This is a genomic window from Cupriavidus cauae, from assembly GCF_026210475.1.
Classification (GTDB): Bacteria; Pseudomonadota; Gammaproteobacteria; order Burkholderiales; family Burkholderiaceae; genus Cupriavidus; species Cupriavidus cauae.
The window spans coordinates 320,021-337,345 of sequence record NZ_CP080293.1; the positions used below are offsets into that span (position 1 = coordinate 320,021).

The following is a 17,325-nucleotide window of genomic DNA, read 5'->3' on the forward strand; positions in this document are numbered from 1 at the left end:
CCGCTGCCAGTGTAAAGGCGCTCGATGGCGGAGTCGGTGCGCACGCAGGCGCGGGAATACCCTAGGACCCGCCGGGCGCGGCGATGGTTGCGCCCTTGCCGGCCGCACTGTGGGGTGCCGCGGCGTTGTCCACCGCAGCATGGTCCGCCGCAGCATGAGCCGCCGCAGCGTTGCCGACCGGAGCGTTGCCCACCGCAGTACCGCCGGCGGCCGCGTTCATGGCCGCCGCGCCGGTCCCCGGCTCGTTCGGCGCCAGCGCCCGCAGCCGCGCCTTGCGCTGCTCGGGCTTGAGCTTGCCGATGCGCTCGGCCTCGGCATAGAAGGCCTTCCAGTCGCCGCCGCATTGATCGAGCAGCGCCAGGAACGCCGGCACCCATTGCTGATAGGTGGCCACCGCGGCCAGATGGGCATTGGTCAGCGGCTGCGAGAACCAGCGGTCGTAGCCGCTGTAGCCGCCCCACGACTCCTTCAGCGCCGCATAGCGCTGGCGCAGCGCGGCGAAGATCGCCGCCTTGCCGGCGCGCTTGGCGTTGTCGTCGATCGGCCGGCGGTACAGCGCGTCGAGCTCCGCGCGCGCCTGCAGCAGCATCGCGCGGAACTGCTGCCGGCGCGCGTCGTACTGCCGGTAGCTGGCGCGCGCGTCAGCCGATGCCTCGCGCGCCAGCCAGCGCTCGACGCCGGCGATCTCCACCGCGGAGGCGAACGACTCGTTGAAGGTGGTGTCGTTGCGCACGTAGACCACCTGGTGCGCCAGCTCGTGGAAGATCATCCGCGCCAGCTCGCCCTCGGGCAGATAGACGAAGGTGTTCAGCAGCGGATCGTCGAAATAGCCCAGCGTCGAATAGGCGGGCACGCCGGCCACATAGGTCTCCAGCCCCTGGCTGCGCAGCGCGGCGGCATAGCGGTGCGCGTCCTCGATCGCGTAGTAGCCGCGGTAGTTGATGCAGCCGACCACCAGGAAGCACCACTTGTGCAGCTCCATCGACAGCTTGGGCGTGGCGAACACGCTCCACACCACGTAGGGTCGATGCAGATTGGCGTAATGGCGGTAGCTGCCGTTGTCCGGCAGCGCCAGTTCGCGCGAGGCGAAATCGCGCATGCGCCCGGCCAGCGCGAGCCGCTCGGCCAGCCGCTTGTCGTTGCTGCCGTTGGCGTAGGCGATCGCGTCGGACAGCGGCGTGGCCTGGGCCATCACGCCCAGATGGCCGCTGATCGACTGCGCGTAGTAGCCGACGGCCTCGCAGCCGGCCAGCAGCGCGCCAAACGCGATGGCGGCCAGCGCGGCCGCCACGCGGACGCGAGCCGGCCGCCGTGCCATCACGTCACCGCCTGCGCGGCGGCCTCCACCTGCACCAGGCAGTCGTAGAAGACCGGCGCGCGGCCCATGTCGGTCAGGCGCTGGCTGGTCAGCTCGTTGGCGTTCTTGCCGTCCGGGGCCAGCTTCTTCCACCAGATCGACAGCCCGACCACCAGCCCCTGGCGCGCGCGGTCGGTGACACGGGCGCGCGCCTGCATGCTGCCGCGGTCGTTGAAGGCGCGCACCATCATGCCGTCGACGATGCCGCGCGCGGCGGCGTCGTCCGGATGGATGTCCAGATGCGGCTCGCCCTCGGTGGCGCGCAGGCTGTCGACGTTGACGAAGGTGCTGTTGAGGAAATTGCGCGCCGGCGGCGAGATCATCGCCAGCGGATAGCGCGCCGCCAGCTCCGGCGCGCTGGCCGGCGCCTCGTACGGCGGCACGTAGCCGGGCAAGGGATCGAGGCCGTCCTTGACCATCTCGGCCGCGTAGAACTGGCACTTGCCGGTGGGGCTCGGGAAACCGCCCTCGGCAAACGGTGCCGCCGGCAGCTTCAGCTTCTGCCAGCCGCTTTCCTTCAGCGTCTGCCAGTCGATGCCCGCCGCGCGCGGATCGCCGCGCACGATGGCCTGCGCGGCGATGTCCTCGTCGCTGTCGGCAAAGCACGGCTCGGTAAAGCCCATGCGCCGCGCCAGCCGCCGGAAGATCTCGGTATTGGGCAGCGCCTCGCCAAGCGGCGCGATGGCCTGGTTGTTGGCGAGGAAATAAGTGTGGCCGTAGGCCTTGTGGACGTCGACGTGCTCGAGCTGCGTGGTGGCCGGCAGGATGATGTCGGCGTAATCCGCGGTATCGGTGCGGAAGTGCTCGAGCACCACGGTGAACAGGTCCTCGCGCGCGAAGCCCGCCGCCACCTTGCCCGAGTGCGGCGCGACCGCGACCGGGTTGCTGTTGTAGACGACGATCGCCTCGATCGGCGGCGTGCCGGCCGGCAGCCCTTCGCCGAGCAGCGCATCGCCGATCGTCGACATATTGATCGTGCGCGGCAGCCTGGGCCAGCTCGGCAGCAGGTCCGGGCGCTGCAGCGCGGCGTTGTCGATCGGGAAGAAGCCCGAGGTCGACAGCTGCAGCCCGCCGGCGGCGTGGCGCCACGCGCCCACCAGCGACGGCAGGCAGGCCACCGCGCGCACCGCCTGGCCGCCGCCGTGCGCCCGCTGCATGCCGTAGTTCAGGCGGATCGCCACCGGTTGCCGTTCGCGCACGGCCAGCTTGCCGTACAGGCCGGCCAGCCATTCGATCTCCTCGGCATCGATGCCGCAGATCTGCGCGGCGCGCGCCGGCGAGAACTGCGCCGCGCGGTCGCGCAGCGCGTCGAAGCCGACCGTATGCCGCGCGATGTAGTCGTGGTCGAGCAGGTCGTCGCGGATCAGCACATGCATGATCGCCAGCGCCAGCGCGCCGTCGGTACCCGGCATCGGCGCGATATGCCGATGGCACTTCTCCGCCGTCAGCGAGCGGTACGGATCGATCGCCACCAGCGTCGCGCCGCGGCGCTTGGCCTGCTGCACGCGCGTCCAGAAGTGCAGGTTCGAGGCGATCGGATTGCCGCCCCAGATCACGATCAGCTTGGCGTCCTCGACATGTTCGATATCCATGCCGACGCTGGCGCCATAGGTGTAGCGCAGCGCGGTGGCGCCGGCGCTCGCGCAGATGGTGCGGTCGAGCAGCGAGGCGCCGAGCTTGTGGAAGAAGCGCGCGGCCATGCTTTCGCCCTGCACCAGCCCCATCGTGCCGGCATAGCTGTAGGGCACGATGGCCTGCGGATCGCGCGCGGCGATCGCGCCGAGCCGTTCGGCGACGATGTCGAGCGCCTCGTCCCAGCCGATCGGCGCGAACTGCCCGCTGCCCTTGGGGCCGACCCGCTTCATCGGGCCCAGCAGGCGATCGGGATGGTAGGTGCGCTCGGTATAACGCGACACCTTGGTGCACAGCACGCCCTGCGTGCCCGGGTGGTCCGGATCGCCCGCCACCTTGACGGCGCGGCCGTCCTCGACGGTGACGAGCAGCGCGCAGCTGTCGGGACAATCGTGCGGGCAGGCGGCGCGGACGATGCGGGTGGACATGGGTTCTCCGGGGGCGTTTTCCTTTGTGCCCGATTGTATTCGATCGCGCCAGGGCGGGCGGGGCCCGGCGCCCGCCGACGGCCAGCCCGACGACCCATCCACCGCGCCGCCGACCGGCCCACCGAGGCGCCGCCGACCGGCCCACCGAGGCCCCGCCGGCGCCTCACCGATGGCCCACGGACGGCCGCCTGACGGTGCCCCGATGGCCGTACGGCGAGCCGCTCAGCGCTGGTCGTTCAGATGGCAGGCCGACATCCGCAGCGGTGCGATCTCCTTCAGCGCGGGCGCCTCCTCGCGGCAACGCGGCATCGCGTACGGGCAGCGCGGATGGAAGTGGCAGCCCGACGGCGGATGCAGCGGCGACGGAATCTCGCCCTGGATCGCCACATAGGTCTTCTTGCCGACCTCCAGCTTGGGCGCCTCGGCCAGCAGCGCCTGCGTGTACGGATGGTTCGGGGCGGCGAACACCTGCTCGGTCGGCGCCGATTCGACCACGCGGCCCAGGTACATGATCACCACGCGGTCGCTGATGTGCTTGACCACGCCGAGATCGTGGCTGATGAACAGGTAGGTGAGGTTCAGTTCCTCGCGCAGCCGCATGAACAGGTTCAGCACCTGGGCCTGGATCGACACGTCGAGCGCCGCTACCGACTCGTCGCAGACCAGGAATTCCGGCCTGACCGCCAGCGCCCGCGCGATGCCGATGCGCGCGCGCTGGCCGCCGGAGAACTGGTGCGGAAAGCGCCGCAGCACGGTCGGGTCCATGCCCACCCGGGTCAGCATCTCCTCGACATAGGCCTTCTGGCCCGAGGCCGGCACGATGCCGTGCACCACCGGCGCCTCGCCGACGATATCCAGCACGCGCAGCCGCGGGTTCAGCGAGGCATACGGGTCCTGGAAGATCATCTGGATCGCCAGCTGCTTCTCGCGCTTCTTCTCGGCCGGCAGCTGCTCCAGGTCCACGCCCTTCCACAGCCGCGTGCCTTCGGTCAGCGTATGCAGGCCGACCGCCATCCGGCCCAGCGTCGACTTGCCGCAGCCCGATTCGCCGACCAGGCCGACCACCTCGCCGGCGCGGATGGCCAGGTCGACATGGTCGACCGCGTGCACCACTTCTTCCTTCGCATGCGCGCCGAACAGATTGGCGATGCGGGCGGCGGCGTCGAGCGACTTGACGAAGCGCTTGGAGACGCCGCGCAGCTCCAGCAGCGGCGTCTCGCTTGCCGCGGCCGGGGTCGTCGATGCCCCGGCGGCGGGCGCGTCGATCACGGACATATCGGTCATGCCGTTCATGCGGCCTCCTGGGTTTCGAGCACCGGATGGAAGCAGCGCAGGCGCCGTCCGTCGGGCGTGCTGCTCAGCGGCGGCTCGGTGCGGCAGATCTCGGTGGCGCGCGGGCAGCGCTCGCGGAAGGCGCAGCCGCCGGGCAGGTTCAGCAGCGACGGCGTCATGCCGGGGATCTGCCGCAGCGGCGTGCCGCGCGGATTGCGCGACGGCGCCGAGCCGATCAGCCCGTGCGTGTAGGGATGTTCGGGACGCTCGAGCACCTGCCGCACATCGCCGGCCTCGACGATCCTGCCGGCGTACATCACGCAGACGCTGTCGGCCAGGCCCGCGATCACCGACAGGTCGTGCGTGATCCAGATCAGCGCGGTGCCCGACTCGCGGCACAGCTTCTGCATCTCGTAGAGGATCTGGCCCTGGATCGTCACGTCGAGCGCGGTGGTAGGCTCGTCGGCGATGATCAGGTCCGGCTTGTTCAGCAGCGCGATGGCGATCGCCACGCGCTGGCGCATGCCGCCGGAGAACTGGTGCGGATAGGCCTGCAGCCGCTCGTCCGGCGACGGAATGCCGACCCGCGCCAGCGCATTGCGCGCGCGCTCGCGCGCCACGGCCTTGTCCACCTTCTCGTGCGCCAGCACCGCCTCGATCATCTGCGTATCGATGCGCAGCACCGGGTTCAGCGTCATCATCGGATCCTGGAAGATCATCGCGATGCGGTTGCCGCGCACGTTGCGCATCTGCGCCGGCGTCAGCCTGCGCAGGTCGCGCGTGACGCCGTCGCGGCTGGTCAGCTCGATGCGCCCGCCGACCACCTGCCCCGGCGGGTCGATCAGTCCCATGATCGAATAGCCGGTCATCGACTTGCCCGAGCCGGACTCGCCGACCAAGCCCATGATCTCGCCGCGGCCGATCGAGAAGGACACGCGATCGACCGCGCGCGCGACGCCGCCGCGCGTGAAGAAATGCGTCTCCAGGTCCTCGACCAGCAGTGTTGGTTTGCCGCTCATCCGGTATTCCCCTTGTGGCGTCGTCTCTTAAAGCGTCTGCAGGCGCGGGTTCAGGACGTCGCGCAGCTGGTCGGCGACCAGGTTCATCGCGACGATGGTGATCACCAGCGCAATGCCGGGGAAGAAGCTGATCCAGTACTTGCCGGACAGCATGTACTGCTGGCCGTTCGAGATCAGCGAACCGAGCGACGGCTCGGTGATCGGCACGCCCAGGCCGAGGAAGGACAGCGTGGCCTCCAGCGTGATCGCCGAGGCCACCTGCAGCGCGGCGATCACGATCAGCGGCGGCAGGCAGTTGGGCAGCAGGTGGCGGAACATGATGCGCCGCGCCGGCAGGCCCAGGCACGTGGCCGCCTCTATATATTCCTTGCGCCGCTCGACCAGCGCCGCGCTGCGCGTGGTGCGCGCGTAGTAGGCCCACTGCACCGCCACCAGCGCGATCACGATGTTGCCGATGCCCGGCCGCAGGAAGGCCAGCAGGATCAGCGCCAGCAGGATCGGCGGGAACGACAGCTGCAGATCGGCGACGCGCATGATCAGCGCCTCGACGCGTCCGCCGACGAAGCCGGCGATCAGCCCCAGCGTGGCGCCCAGCACCAGCGCGATCACCGTGCTGACCACGCCGACGCCGATGCTGATGCGCAGGCCGTACATCACCGCCGACAGGATGTCGCGGCCCTGCTCGTCCGAGCCCAGCAGGAAGGTCATGCCGTTGCCCGCCACCTCGCCCGGGGCCAGGCGCGCATCGAGCACGTCCAGCGTGGCGAGGTCGTAGGGATCCTGCGGCGCCAGCCACGGCGCGAAGATCGCGATCAGCACGATCGCGATCAGCACGGCCAGGCCCGCCACCGCGATCTTGCTCGAGAAGAACTGCCGGGCGAAGCGGCGCCATGGCGTGTCGACGGCCGCCGCGGCGGACGGCGTCGGCGTGCCGGTCGGGGTGCCCGGCGGGCCGGCGGGAATATCGGTGGTGGGAGCCGGCAGTCCGTCCGGCGTGCCCGGTTGCGTAGCGATGGTCATGGGATCAGCCCTTGTTGTCGGCGATGCGCACGCGCGGGTCGAGCACGCTGTAGATGATGTCGACCGCCAGGTTGATCAGGATGAACAGCGTCACGATCACCATCAGGTAGGCGACGATCACCGGCCGGTCCAGCAGCTGAATCGAATCGATGATCAGCTTGCCCATGCCGGGCCAGGCGAAGATCGTCTCGGTGACGATGGCGAAGGCGATGATCGAGCCGAACTGCAGCGCGATCACGGTGACGATCGGGATCAGGATGTTCTTGAGCACATGCACGCCGACGATGCGCGTGTTCGACAGGCCCTTGGCGCGCGCGAACTTGACGTAGTCCTGCAGCATCGCCTCCTGGGTGCCGGCGCGCGTCAGCCGGATCACCATCGCGATATTGAGCAGTGACAGCGTGACGGCCGGCAGCACCAGATGGCGGATGCCGTCGACGGTCAGGAAGCTGACCGGGATGCCGAGCACCGAGACGGTCTGTCCGCGCCCGTTCGACGGCAGCCAGCCGAGCTGCACCGCGAACACCATGATCAGCATCAGGCCGACCCAGAAGGTCGGCAGCGAGAAGCCCAGGATCGACACCGTCATGATCGACTTGCCGGCGATGCCGTTGGGCCGCAGGCCCGCCCACAGGCCCAGCGGGATGCCGAGCACGATCGCCAGCAGGATCGCGCAGATCGCCAGCTCCATGGTCGCCGGCATCCGCTCGAAGATCAGCTTCAGCGCCGGCGTGCCGTGCGCGAACGAGATGCCCAGATTGCCCTGCAGCGCATTGGTCAGGAAGATCCAGTACTGCTCCCACAGGGGCTTGTCGAGGCCGAGCGCGGCGATGGTGCGCTTGATGTCTTCCTGATCGGCCTGCGGATTGATCAGGATGTCCACCGGATTGCCGATGGCGAACACACCGAGAAAGACCAGCAGCGACATGACGAAGAGCACGACCACGCTCTGCATCAGGCGCCGGATGATAAAGACCAGCATAGTCGGGACGCTTTTCCTTCGCCGCCGGCGCTGCGTACCGCCATGGCCCGCGCGAGGGGTCGCGCGAAGGCATGCGGCGGGACGCGGCATCGGCTGACGGCTATCGCCGCCCGATCATCGCCGGGCGGCCGTTTTCGTGGCGATCGGCGCATCGCCGGACCCGCGGGCGGCGGGGCCGGCTGCGCGGCGCGGGCCGGTTGGGCGCGCGGCGCCATTGGGCACCGCGCGCGCCGGGGCTGTCAAGTGAACAGCCTGCCGCCAGCGGTTACTGCTGCGGCTTGAAGTTGTGCGCGTAGGTCCGTTCGTCGGTCCGCGGCACGTAGGTGATGCCCTTCTGCGTGGCCCAGGTGGTCACCTGCTGATGGATCGGAATGATGCCGCCGTCGTTGATCGCGATCGCGGTCGCCTCCTGCAGCAGCTTCGAGCGCTGGGCGTCGTCTACCGTCGACAGCGCCTTCTCCAGTACCGCATCCATCTTCGGATTGCAGTACTCGCCCCAGTTGGTGGTGCCGAAGCCCTTCTTGGCATCCTCGCACGCCAGTAGCGCGCGCAGCGGCGAGCTGACCTCGCCCGTCTGCGCGCCCCAGCCGAGCAGGCCGAACGACCATTCGTGCTTGATGCCCTTGGACGAGTACGTCGCCATCGGCATGCCTTCGACCCGCGTGGCGATACCGATCCGCGTCAGGTTCTGCGCGACGGTCTGCGCGACCTTCTCGTCGTTGACGTAGCGGTTGTTCGGCGTATGCAGCGTCACGCCGAAGCCGTTCGGATAGCCGGCCTCGGCCAGCAGCTTCTTGGCGCCCTCGGGGTCGTACTTGACCGTCTTCAGGTTCGGGTTGTGGCCGAACAGCGTCGGCGGCACCAGGTTGTTGGTCGGCTCGGACAGGCCTTCCATCAGCCGGTCCTTGATGCCCTGGCGGTTGATGGCCATGCTGATGGCATTGCGCACGCGCGCGTCCTTCAGCGGGTTCTTGTCCATCGGCTGGCCGTCCTTGGTGGTGACGTACGGCGACTTGTCGCGCTTGGCATCGAAATACAGATAGATGACCCGGTGCGAGATCTTCGAGAAGAACGACAGCTTCGGATTCTTGCGCACTTGCGGCAGGTCCGGCGTCGGCACGTTCTCGATCGCCTGCACGTCGCCCGACAGCAGCGCGGCCAGGCGCGTGGCGGGGTTCGGGATGAAGCGCAGCGTCACCTTGTCCCAGGCGGGCTTCGGCCCCCAGTAGTCGGGGTTGCGCGTCAGTTCGACCCGGTCGTCGCGCGCGTAGCTGACGAACTTGAACGGACCGGTGCCGACCATGCCCTTGCCCTGGGCGAAATCGTCGGAGTTCAGGCCCTGCGTGGCCTTCTTCTGCACGATGAAGATCGAAGTCAGATCGTTCAGCACCAGCGGATAGGGCTGCGCGGTGATCAGCTGGATCGTGTTCGGATCGACGATCTTCTTGGCGACGATGGCCTTGGTGTAGACGTCGAACTTGCCGGGGCTGTTCTGGATTGTCGCCGGCCGGTCCAGCGACCACAGGATGTCCTCGGCGGTCAGCGGCGAGCCGTCATGGAACTTGACTCCCTTGCGGATCTTGAACTCCCACGTGGTCTCGTTGACCAGCTTCCACGACTCGGCCAGGCCCGGAATGATGCGGCTGTCCGCGTCCATCTTGATCAGGCTGTCGAAGATATGCTCCGACACGTTGATGTTCGAGAACAGGTTGTAGAAGTGCGGGTCCATCGAGGTCGGCGGCGAGCTCATGGCCAGCTTGAAATCGGCTGCCAGTGCCTGACCGCCGGCGCCGAAGCTGATGGCTGCGGCGAGCAGGGCGGTTGCAAATGCCTTCTGGTGGTGGCGAAGCGGCATCGAGCGATTCTCCCGAAAAGTGGGGGCAACTATAACGAGCGGCCTGTGACCGTCGCAAGCTGCGACGCCGCAAATTGGTGCAGGCGTCGTGATACAAGCGGGGCCCGGCTCGCGGACGCGGTACGGCAAGCATTAACTGTTCCAGTAGAGAAGCACCGGCTGCAATGCGGGGAAACCCACCTCCGGGGGATACCGCGCCGAATGACGGCGGCATATTCGACGGTATATTGGGCGGCATGTCGGGCGGCATGCTGGGGCCGCATGTCGGGGCCGTATGCCGGGCGGCGCGTTGGGCGGCATGTCGGGTGCCATTGGGCGGGTTATCGGGGAAACCTCGCGCCGTGATGGTTTTGGCGCATTCGGGCCCGGCGTCGTATGATCCGGATATTTCACCCCTGCTGTTTTCCCCAATCCGGTTTTGCCAGCCGGGGTTTTTCCGCCCTGGTTTTCAACCCTCTGGTTTATCACCGCTTACCGCTCTTGCCACGGCCATGACACTGATCCCCGAAATCCTCCAGGCGCAAGACGAGATCCGTTCGATCCGCCGCGACATCCACGCTCATCCGGAACTGCGATTCGAGGAGCAGCGCACTGCCGACGTGGTCGCGCGCACGCTCGCCGACTGGGGCATCGAGGTGCACCGCGGCCTGGGCAAGACGGGCCTCGTCGGCGTGATCCGCAACGGCAGCAGCACGCGCAGCATCGGCCTGCGCGCCGACATGGACGCGCTGCCGCTGCAGGAGGCCAATACCTTCGGCCACCGCTCGCAGCACGACGGCAAGATGCACGCGTGCGGCCACGACGGCCATACGGCGATGCTGCTCGGCGCGGCCCGTTACCTGGCACAGCATCGCAACTTCGACGGCACCGTTCACCTGATCTTCCAGCCGGCCGAGGAAGGCGGCGGCGGCGCGCGCGAGATGATCCGCGACGGGCTGTTCGAGCGTTTCCCGTGCGACGCCGTCTTCGGCATGCACAACTGGCCCGGCATGCCGGCCGGTTCGTTCGGCACCTGCCCCGGACCGCTGATGGCGTCGAGCAACGAGTTCCGCATCGTCGTACGCGGCAAGGGCGCGCATGCGGCGATGCCGCATAACGGCAACGATCCGGTCTTCACCGCGGCGCAGATCGTCGGCGCGCTGCAGGGCATCATCACCCGCAACAAGCGGCCGATCGATGCGGCGGTGATCTCGGTCACGCAGTTCCACGCCGGCGACGCGACCAATATCGTGCCCAACGAAGCGTGGATCGGCGGCACCGTGCGCACCTTCACGCTGCCGGTGCTCGACCTGATCGAACGCCGCATGGAAGAGGTGGCGCGCGCGGTCGCCACGGCCTTCGACTGCACCATCGAATTCAGCTTCGACCGCAACTATCCGCCGACCGTCAACAGCGCCGCCGAAGCGGCCTTCGCGGTCGAGGTCGCGCGCGAGCTGGTCGGCGTCGACAACGTCGATCCGAATATCGAACCGACCATGGGCGCCGAGGACTTTTCCTTCATGCTGCTCGAGCGGCCGGGCTGCTATCTGTTCATCGGCAACGGCGAAGGCGGGCACCGCGAGGCCGGCCACGGCATCGGGCCCTGCATGCTGCACAACCCCAGCTACGACTTCAACGACGAGATCCTGCCGGTGGGCTCGACCTTCTTCGTCAAGCTGGTCGAGAAATGGCTGGCGCCGGCGTGAATGGTGTGAATGGTTCGAGCGGCGTGAATCGTTCGGATAGCGCTGATGGGGCGGATGGGGCGGATCGCATGAGCGGCGCGGGCGGGACGGATGCTGGCGGTATGGCCGCCACGGCCCGGCCGGCGCTGCCGGCGCTGGATATCGCCACTGCCAGCGCCTTCGCGCAGGTCGCGCTCGAGAACATCCTGCGGCCCTTCCCCTACCGGATCGACCACATGATGATGGGCGCCGGCGACCTGGCCGAGCCGCGCGCGTTGCATCCCGTCTATTTCGGCAGCTACGACTGGCACTCGAGCGTGCATATGCACTGGCTGCTGGTCCGGCTGCTGGCGCACCGGCCCGACCTGCCCGAAGCGGGCGCGATCCGGGCGACGCTCGACATCCAGTGGCGGCCCGAAGCGGTCCAAGCCGAGCTGGCGTATTTCCAGCGGCCAGGCTCGGGCACGTTCGAGCGTCCCTATGGCTGGGCCTGGATCCTGCGCCTGCAGGCGGAACTGCGCCAGTTTCCGGACGACGACGAACAGGTACAGCGCTGGGCGCGCGCCTGCGAACCGCTGGCGACGTATCTCGCCGGACGGCTGAGCGACTATCTCGATATTGCCGATTTTCCGATCCGCACCGGCACGCATGCCAACAGCGCCTTCGCGCTGGTGCTGGCCGACGGCTATGCCCGCGCGGACAACCATCCGGCGCTGCGCCGCGCGATCGCGCGACGGGCGCATCGCTGGTTTGGCCACGATCAGCGCTACCCGGCTCGCTACGAGCCCGGCGGCGACGAGTTCCTGTCAGGCGGCCTGATGGAGGCGGTGCTGATGCGCAGCGTGCTGGACGACTGCGCGTTCGCGGAATGGTGGGAGATGTTTGCACCTGCACCGACCGACCTGGCGACGTGGCTGACCCCGGTGGTGGTTGGCGATCGCACCGATCCGAAGCTGGTGCATCTGGACGGGCTGAACCTGTCGCGCGCCTGGTGCTGGCGCCTGCTCGGACCGTCGCTGCCGGAACCGTTGCGGGCGAAGGCGGCGGGTGCGTGGGTCGATCATCTGGACGCGTCGCTGGCGCAGGCGGTCAGCGGCGACTATGTCGGGACGCACTGGCTGGCGTCGTTCGCGGCGCTGGCATTGACCGATCCCGTGGTCCCCTGATTTCGCCACGGACGCTCGCCCTGCAGGGCTCCCGCCGCTGCGGGCCTCCGCCGCGCGGGACCCGCGCACGCTAGTCCAGCGCGATGTCGCCATACCAGGCTTCCGCCTGGCTCCTGGTGTTGTCGGTGTCGGTCATGATGCCGACGGCCAGCAGCCGGCCCGGCTCCTTGCCGAAGGCGGCGCGATAGTCCGCCCGCAGATCGCGCTCGTGGCAACGCCATTGCCTGGCGTGCCGAGTGCCTGAATCCACCACGATCATGCGGACCCGCTCGGTGTGCGGGTTCGGTATGACCGTCCCTTCCGGACGTTTGGCGCCCCAGATGTACATCAGGGTTGCGTAGGGCATCTCGCGGCCGGTCATCAGCCGCGCCATTTCGTCCATCAGATGATCTTTCAGCGACAGCGTGCTCTTGTCCCCGTCGAAGGCAACGAACACCCGTAGCGGTGCATCCTCGCGGGGTCCGCTGGCGTTGTCGCCGTCGGCGATGACGTCGCGCGTCTTCCAGGCCCAGCGCAGCTTGCCTGGCTCCCGCGGCTTCAGAGGAACATAGAGGCCCGAAGCGGAACCATCCGCGCGGGCATGCAGCACGACGCGCTGGTCGACTTCGGTCAGTGCGTATTGCGTGGGGGTCTTGCTGCGGTTGACGGTCCAGCTGTGCCAGCCCGCCGGCAGTGCCTGCTCTGGGCCGAATGTCGAAAATAGCGGAAGTTGCTGCAACGGCATCGGCTCGTCGGCTTCTTGTCCGCTTTGGTCGCCAACTTTCTGGAGCTGGGCCAGGTAGTCGGAGCGCTGCGATGTCTCGTTCCGCAGCGATTTGGCAGTCGAAGCAGCCAGCCGCTGGTGGAACTTGCGGCAATCCATCGGCGAGATCCTGGCCACCTTGGGGGCCTTCGACACGGATCCCTCGGCGTCGGGAGACGACGATGGAGATGTCGCGCATCCGGCCAATGTCGCCGCAGCCGTCAGGAAAACGCCTGCAAACAGGGGCCTGCGCAGGCCCATGCCGATGAATCCGGCCATGTTTGCGGCCATACCTTCCCCCAGACTTCCCGATTGCCCGCCCCTGGTTGGGCCGTGGCTTGATTGCGTGACGATGGCACCGCGATGCTCACAAGTGGGGCAAGCGCCGGCGCCGAGCGACACCATAACAGAGCTGATGCGGAGCGAGAACCGGTGACTTCACGCACGAGGGCGATCTGTTGTATTCCGTCTGCGCGGCGCGGTTTCCGGTGCCGTTTTCATTTTTGGGGGCTTTCCGCCGCCGCAAAGCAAAACACCCCAGACCTTGGGAGATCTGGGGTGTCTTGGGGATGGAGAGCCTGGCGATGACCTACTTTCACACGGGTAGTCCGCACTATCATCGGCGCGAAGTCGTTTCACGGTCCTGTTCGGGATGGGAAGGGGTGGTTCCGACTTGCTATGGTCACCAGGCATAAAGGGTTGCCGGACTGGCTTGGGGCCAATCTGGCGTATTGGGATGTAGCGATTGGGTTGTGCTGTATGGCACGTATGCGGCAACACCAGCGGATTGAAACGCACTGGTTATAGGATCAAGCCTTACGGGCAATTAGTACTGGTTAGCTTAACGCATTACTGCGCTTCCACACCCAGCCTATCAACGTCCTGGTCTTGAACGACCCTTCAAGGAGCTCGAGGCTCCAGGGAATCCTCATCTTCAGGCGAGTTTCCCGCTTAGATGCTTTCAGCGGTTATCTCTTCCGTACATAGCTACCCTGCGATGCCTCTGGCGAGACAACAGGTACACCAGCGGTACGTCCACTCCGGTCCTCTCGTACTAGGAGCAGCCCCCGTCAAGATTCCAACGCCCACGGCAGATAGGGACCAAACTGTCTCACGACGTTTTAAACCCAGCTCACGTACCTCTTTAAATGGCGAACAGCCATACCCTTGGGACCGGCTACAGCCCCAGGATGAGATGAGCCGACATCGAGGTGCCAAACACCGCCGTCGATATGAACTCTTGGGCGGTATCAGCCTGTTATCCCCAGAGTACCTTTTATCCGTTGAGCGATGGCCCTTCCATTCAGAACCACCGGATCACTATGTCCTGCTTTCGCACCTGCTCGACTTGTCGGTCTCGCAGTTAAGCACGCTTTTGCCATTGCACTTTAGGTACGATGTCCGACCGTACCAAGCGTACCTTCGAACTCCTCCGTTACACTTTGGGAGGAGACCGCCCCAGTCAAACTGCCTACCATGCACTGTCCCCGACCCGGATTCACGGGCCTAGGTTAGAACCTCAAACAAACCAGGGTGGTATTTCAAGGACGGCTCCACGAGAACTGGCGTCCTCGCTTCAAAGCCTCCCACCTATCCTACACAGATCGGTTCAAAGTCCAATGCAAAGCTGCAGTAAAGGTTCATGGGTCTTTCCGTCTAGCCGCGGGGAGATTGCATCATCACAAACACTTCAACTTCGCTGAGTCTCGGGAGGAGACAGTGTGGCCATCGTTACGCCATTCGTGCAGGTCGGAACTTACCCGACAAGGAATTTCGCTACCTTAGGACCGTTATAGTTACGGCCGCCGTTTACCGGGACTTCAATCAAGAGCTTGCACCCCATCATTTAATCTTCCGGCACCGGGCAGGCGTCACACCCTATACGTCCACTTTCGTGTTTGCAGAGTGCTGTGTTTTTATTAAACAGTCGCAGCCACCATTTTATTGCAACCCCGTCACCCTTCTGGCGCAGGCCAGTCAAGCTACCAGGGCGTACCTTATCCCGAAGTTACGGTACCAATTTGCCGAGTTCCTTCTCCCGAGTTCTCTCAAGCGCCTTAGAATACTCATCTCGCCCACCTGTGTCGGTTTGCGGTACGGTCTCGTATGACTGAAGCTTAGAGGCTTTTCTTGGGACCCCTTCCGATTGCTTCGCAGCACTAGGCCGCTCGCCCCACATCCTTGAATTCCGCGCCCGGATTTGCCAAAGCGCCTTCTCCAATGCAGGGACCGGGACTTCCAACACCCGGACAACCTTCCGCGATCCGTCCCCCCATCGCATCATACGACGGTGCAGGAATATTAACCTGCTTCCCATCAGCTACGCATCTCTGCCTCGCCTTAGGGGCCGACTCACCCTACGCCGATGAACGTTGCGTAGGAAACCTTGGGCTTACGGCGAGGGGGCCTTTCACCCCCTTTATCGCTACTCATGTCAGCATTCGCACTTCCGATACCTCCAGCATCCTTTACAAGACACCTTCACAGGCTTACGGAACGCTCTCCTACCACGCGCACAAGGCGCGTCCGCAGCTTCGGTGACTGGCTTAGCCCCGTTACATCTTCCGCGCAGGACGACTCGATCAGTGAGCTATTACGCTTTCTTTAAAGGGTGGCTGCTTCTAAGCCAACCTCCTGACTGTTTTAGCCTTCCCACTTCGTTTCCCACTTAGCCAATCTTGGGGACCTTAGCTGGCGGTCTGGGTTGTTTCCCTCTTGACACCGGACGTTAGCACCCGATGTCTGTCTCCCGTGATTGCACTCTTCGGTATTCGGAGTTTGCTATGGCGGGGTAATCAGCAATAGACCCCCCAACCATGACAGTGCTCTACCCCCGAAGGTGAGACACGAGGCACTACCTAAATAGTTTTCGGAGAGAACCAGCTATTTCCAGACTTGTTTAGCCTTTCACCCCTATCCACAGCTCATCCCCTAACTTTTCAACGTTAGTGGGTTCGGTCCTCCAGTACGTGTTACCGCACCTTCAACCTGGCCATGGATAGATCGTCTGGTTTCGGGTCTACACCCAGCGACTCAATCGCCCTATTCGGACTCGCTTTCGCTACGCCTTCCCTAACCGGTTAAGCTTGCCACTGAATGTAAGTCGCTGACCCATTATACAAAAGGTACGCCGTCACCCGTTTCCAGGCTCCGACTGTTTGTATGCATGCGGTTTCAGGATCTATTTCACTCCCCTCCCGGGGTTCTTTTCGCCTTTCCCTCACGGTACTGGTTCACTATCGGTCGATCACGAGTATTTAGCCTTGGAGGATGGTCCCCCCATCTTCAGACAGGATTTCACGTGTCCCGCCCTACTTGTCGTACCCCTAGTTCCACAACGCGGTTTTCGCATACAGGGCTATCACCTGCTATGGCCGGGCTTTCCATCCCGTTTTGCTAACCACACTGCTAAAAAGTACAAGGCTCATCCCATTTCGTTCGCCACTACTTTGGGAATCTCGGTTGATTTCTGTTCCTGCAGCTACTTAGATGTTTCAGTTCGCCGCGTTCGCTTCCCACACCTATGGATTCAGTGTGGGATGACCCATACGGGCCGGGTTTCCCCATTCGGACATCTCCGGATCAAAGCTCGTTTGCCAGCTCCCCGAAGCTTTTCGCAGGCTACCGCGTCCTTCATCGCCTGTGATCGCCAAGGCATCCACCACATGCACTTGTTCGCTTGACCCTATAACGAGTGCGTCTACAACGCCTACGCTACAGGTTGAGTTCTCGCATTTGTGCCGTATTCCAAGTCATCTTTCGATCACTTAAATACTTTGGTTGATACAATCACAACCCGGTATCGCGCGATCAGAATCGATCGTCTACGCGCCTCATCAACGCGTCGCGACACCTTTACTACATCCCATTTTGTTAAAGAACAGCCAACGTGCATGCGCACATCGTCTTGGCCAACGCCAAAGGCAAACGCTCAAGTCAAGCGCTTGCCTTTGACGACTGCCAGGTCTGGCTCGCACCAACAGCAATGCTTGCTGTCAGGCGGGTGGTGGAGGATGACGGGATCGAACCGACGACCCCCTGCTTGCAAAGCAGGTGCTCTCCCAGCTGAGCTAATCCCCCTCATCTAAGACTGGTGGGTCTGGTAGGACTTGAACCTACGACCCCCGCCTTATCAAGACGGTGCTCTAACCACCTGAGCTACAGACCCTTGGCTGTAACACTCGAACC

General features: G+C 65.2%; 10 protein-coding genes, 2 tRNA genes and 2 rRNA genes. 2 read left to right on the forward strand and 12 right to left on the reverse strand.

Translation table 11 applies throughout. The features are described from left to right. Positions 1–61 precede the first annotated feature (61 nt). The 7 genes from KZ686_RS01445 to KZ686_RS01475 all read right to left on the reverse strand — a co-directional run bounded on the left by KZ686_RS01445 (position 62) and on the right by KZ686_RS01475 (position 9,565). The gene (locus KZ686_RS01445; RefSeq protein ID WP_265632868.1) at positions 62–1,318 is read right to left on the reverse strand and encodes an aminopeptidase; all 1,257 of its coding nucleotides are present in this window, start codon (positions 1,316–1,318) and stop codon (positions 62–64) included. Then, complete coding sequence (locus tag KZ686_RS01450; RefSeq protein ID WP_265632869.1) at positions 1,318–3,417, reverse strand: molybdopterin-containing oxidoreductase family protein; 2,100 nt, start codon at positions 3,415–3,417, stop codon at positions 1,318–1,320. The genes KZ686_RS01445 and KZ686_RS01450 overlap by 1 nt, the downstream gene beginning before the upstream one ends. Before the next feature lie 222 nt (positions 3,418–3,639). Continuing rightward, a complete protein-coding gene (locus tag KZ686_RS01455; protein ID WP_149317069.1) occupies positions 3,640–4,701 on the reverse strand; it encodes an ABC transporter ATP-binding protein in 1,062 nt (353 codons plus the stop codon). A gap of 5 nt (positions 4,702–4,706) precedes the next feature. After that, positions 4,707–5,708 (reverse strand): ABC transporter ATP-binding protein, encoded by a 1,002-nt coding sequence (locus KZ686_RS01460; RefSeq protein WP_150082090.1) that lies wholly within the window; start codon positions 5,706–5,708, stop codon positions 4,707–4,709. Between the two features lie 27 nt (positions 5,709–5,735). After that, positions 5,736–6,728 (reverse strand): ABC transporter permease, encoded by a 993-nt coding sequence (locus KZ686_RS01465; RefSeq protein WP_223819430.1) that lies wholly within the window; start codon positions 6,726–6,728, stop codon positions 5,736–5,738. 4 nt (positions 6,729–6,732) lie between these two features. Further along, positions 6,733–7,710 carry an ABC transporter permease gene (locus KZ686_RS01470; protein ID WP_149316552.1) on the reverse strand — a complete coding sequence of 326 codons (978 nt, stop codon included), beginning with the start codon at positions 7,708–7,710 and terminating at the stop codon, positions 6,733–6,735. A 265-nt stretch (positions 7,711–7,975) separates the two neighbouring features. Next, on the reverse strand, positions 7,976–9,565 hold the full coding sequence (locus KZ686_RS01475; RefSeq protein ID WP_265632870.1) for an ABC transporter substrate-binding protein: 1,590 nt from the start codon (positions 9,563–9,565) through the stop codon (positions 7,976–7,978). 491 nt (positions 9,566–10,056) lie between these two features. Between KZ686_RS01475 and KZ686_RS01480 the strand changes: the two genes are divergently transcribed. Together KZ686_RS01480 and KZ686_RS01485 are read left to right on the forward strand one after the other, a co-directional pair. Next, positions 10,057–11,250 (forward strand): M20 aminoacylase family protein, encoded by a 1,194-nt coding sequence (locus tag KZ686_RS01480; protein WP_265632871.1) that lies wholly within the window; start codon positions 10,057–10,059, stop codon positions 11,248–11,250. Between the two features lie 101 nt (positions 11,251–11,351). Next, on the forward strand, positions 11,352–12,395 hold the full coding sequence (locus KZ686_RS01485; protein ID WP_265632872.1) for a DUF2891 domain-containing protein: 1,044 nt from the start codon (positions 11,352–11,354) through the stop codon (positions 12,393–12,395). 70 nt (positions 12,396–12,465) lie between these two features. Here KZ686_RS01485 and KZ686_RS01490 read toward each other — a convergent pair whose 3' ends face one another. The 5 genes from KZ686_RS01490 to KZ686_RS01510 form a co-directional block, all read right to left on the reverse strand. Next, complete coding sequence (locus tag KZ686_RS01490; protein WP_265632873.1) at positions 12,466–13,416, reverse strand: DUF3047 domain-containing protein; 951 nt, start codon at positions 13,414–13,416, stop codon at positions 12,466–12,468. Positions 13,417–13,713: 297 nt separating this feature from the next. Beyond that, a 5S ribosomal RNA gene (gene rrf / locus KZ686_RS01495) occupies positions 13,714–13,827 on the reverse strand. Positions 13,828–13,942: 115 nt separating this feature from the next. Then, a 23S ribosomal RNA gene (locus KZ686_RS01500) occupies positions 13,943–16,822 on the reverse strand. A gap of 319 nt (positions 16,823–17,141) precedes the next feature. Beyond that, positions 17,142–17,217, reverse strand: a tRNA-Ala gene (locus KZ686_RS01505). 11 nt (positions 17,218–17,228) lie between these two features. After that, positions 17,229–17,305: transfer RNA gene (locus tag KZ686_RS01510), tRNA-Ile, on the reverse strand. Positions 17,306–17,325 lie beyond the last annotated feature (20 nt).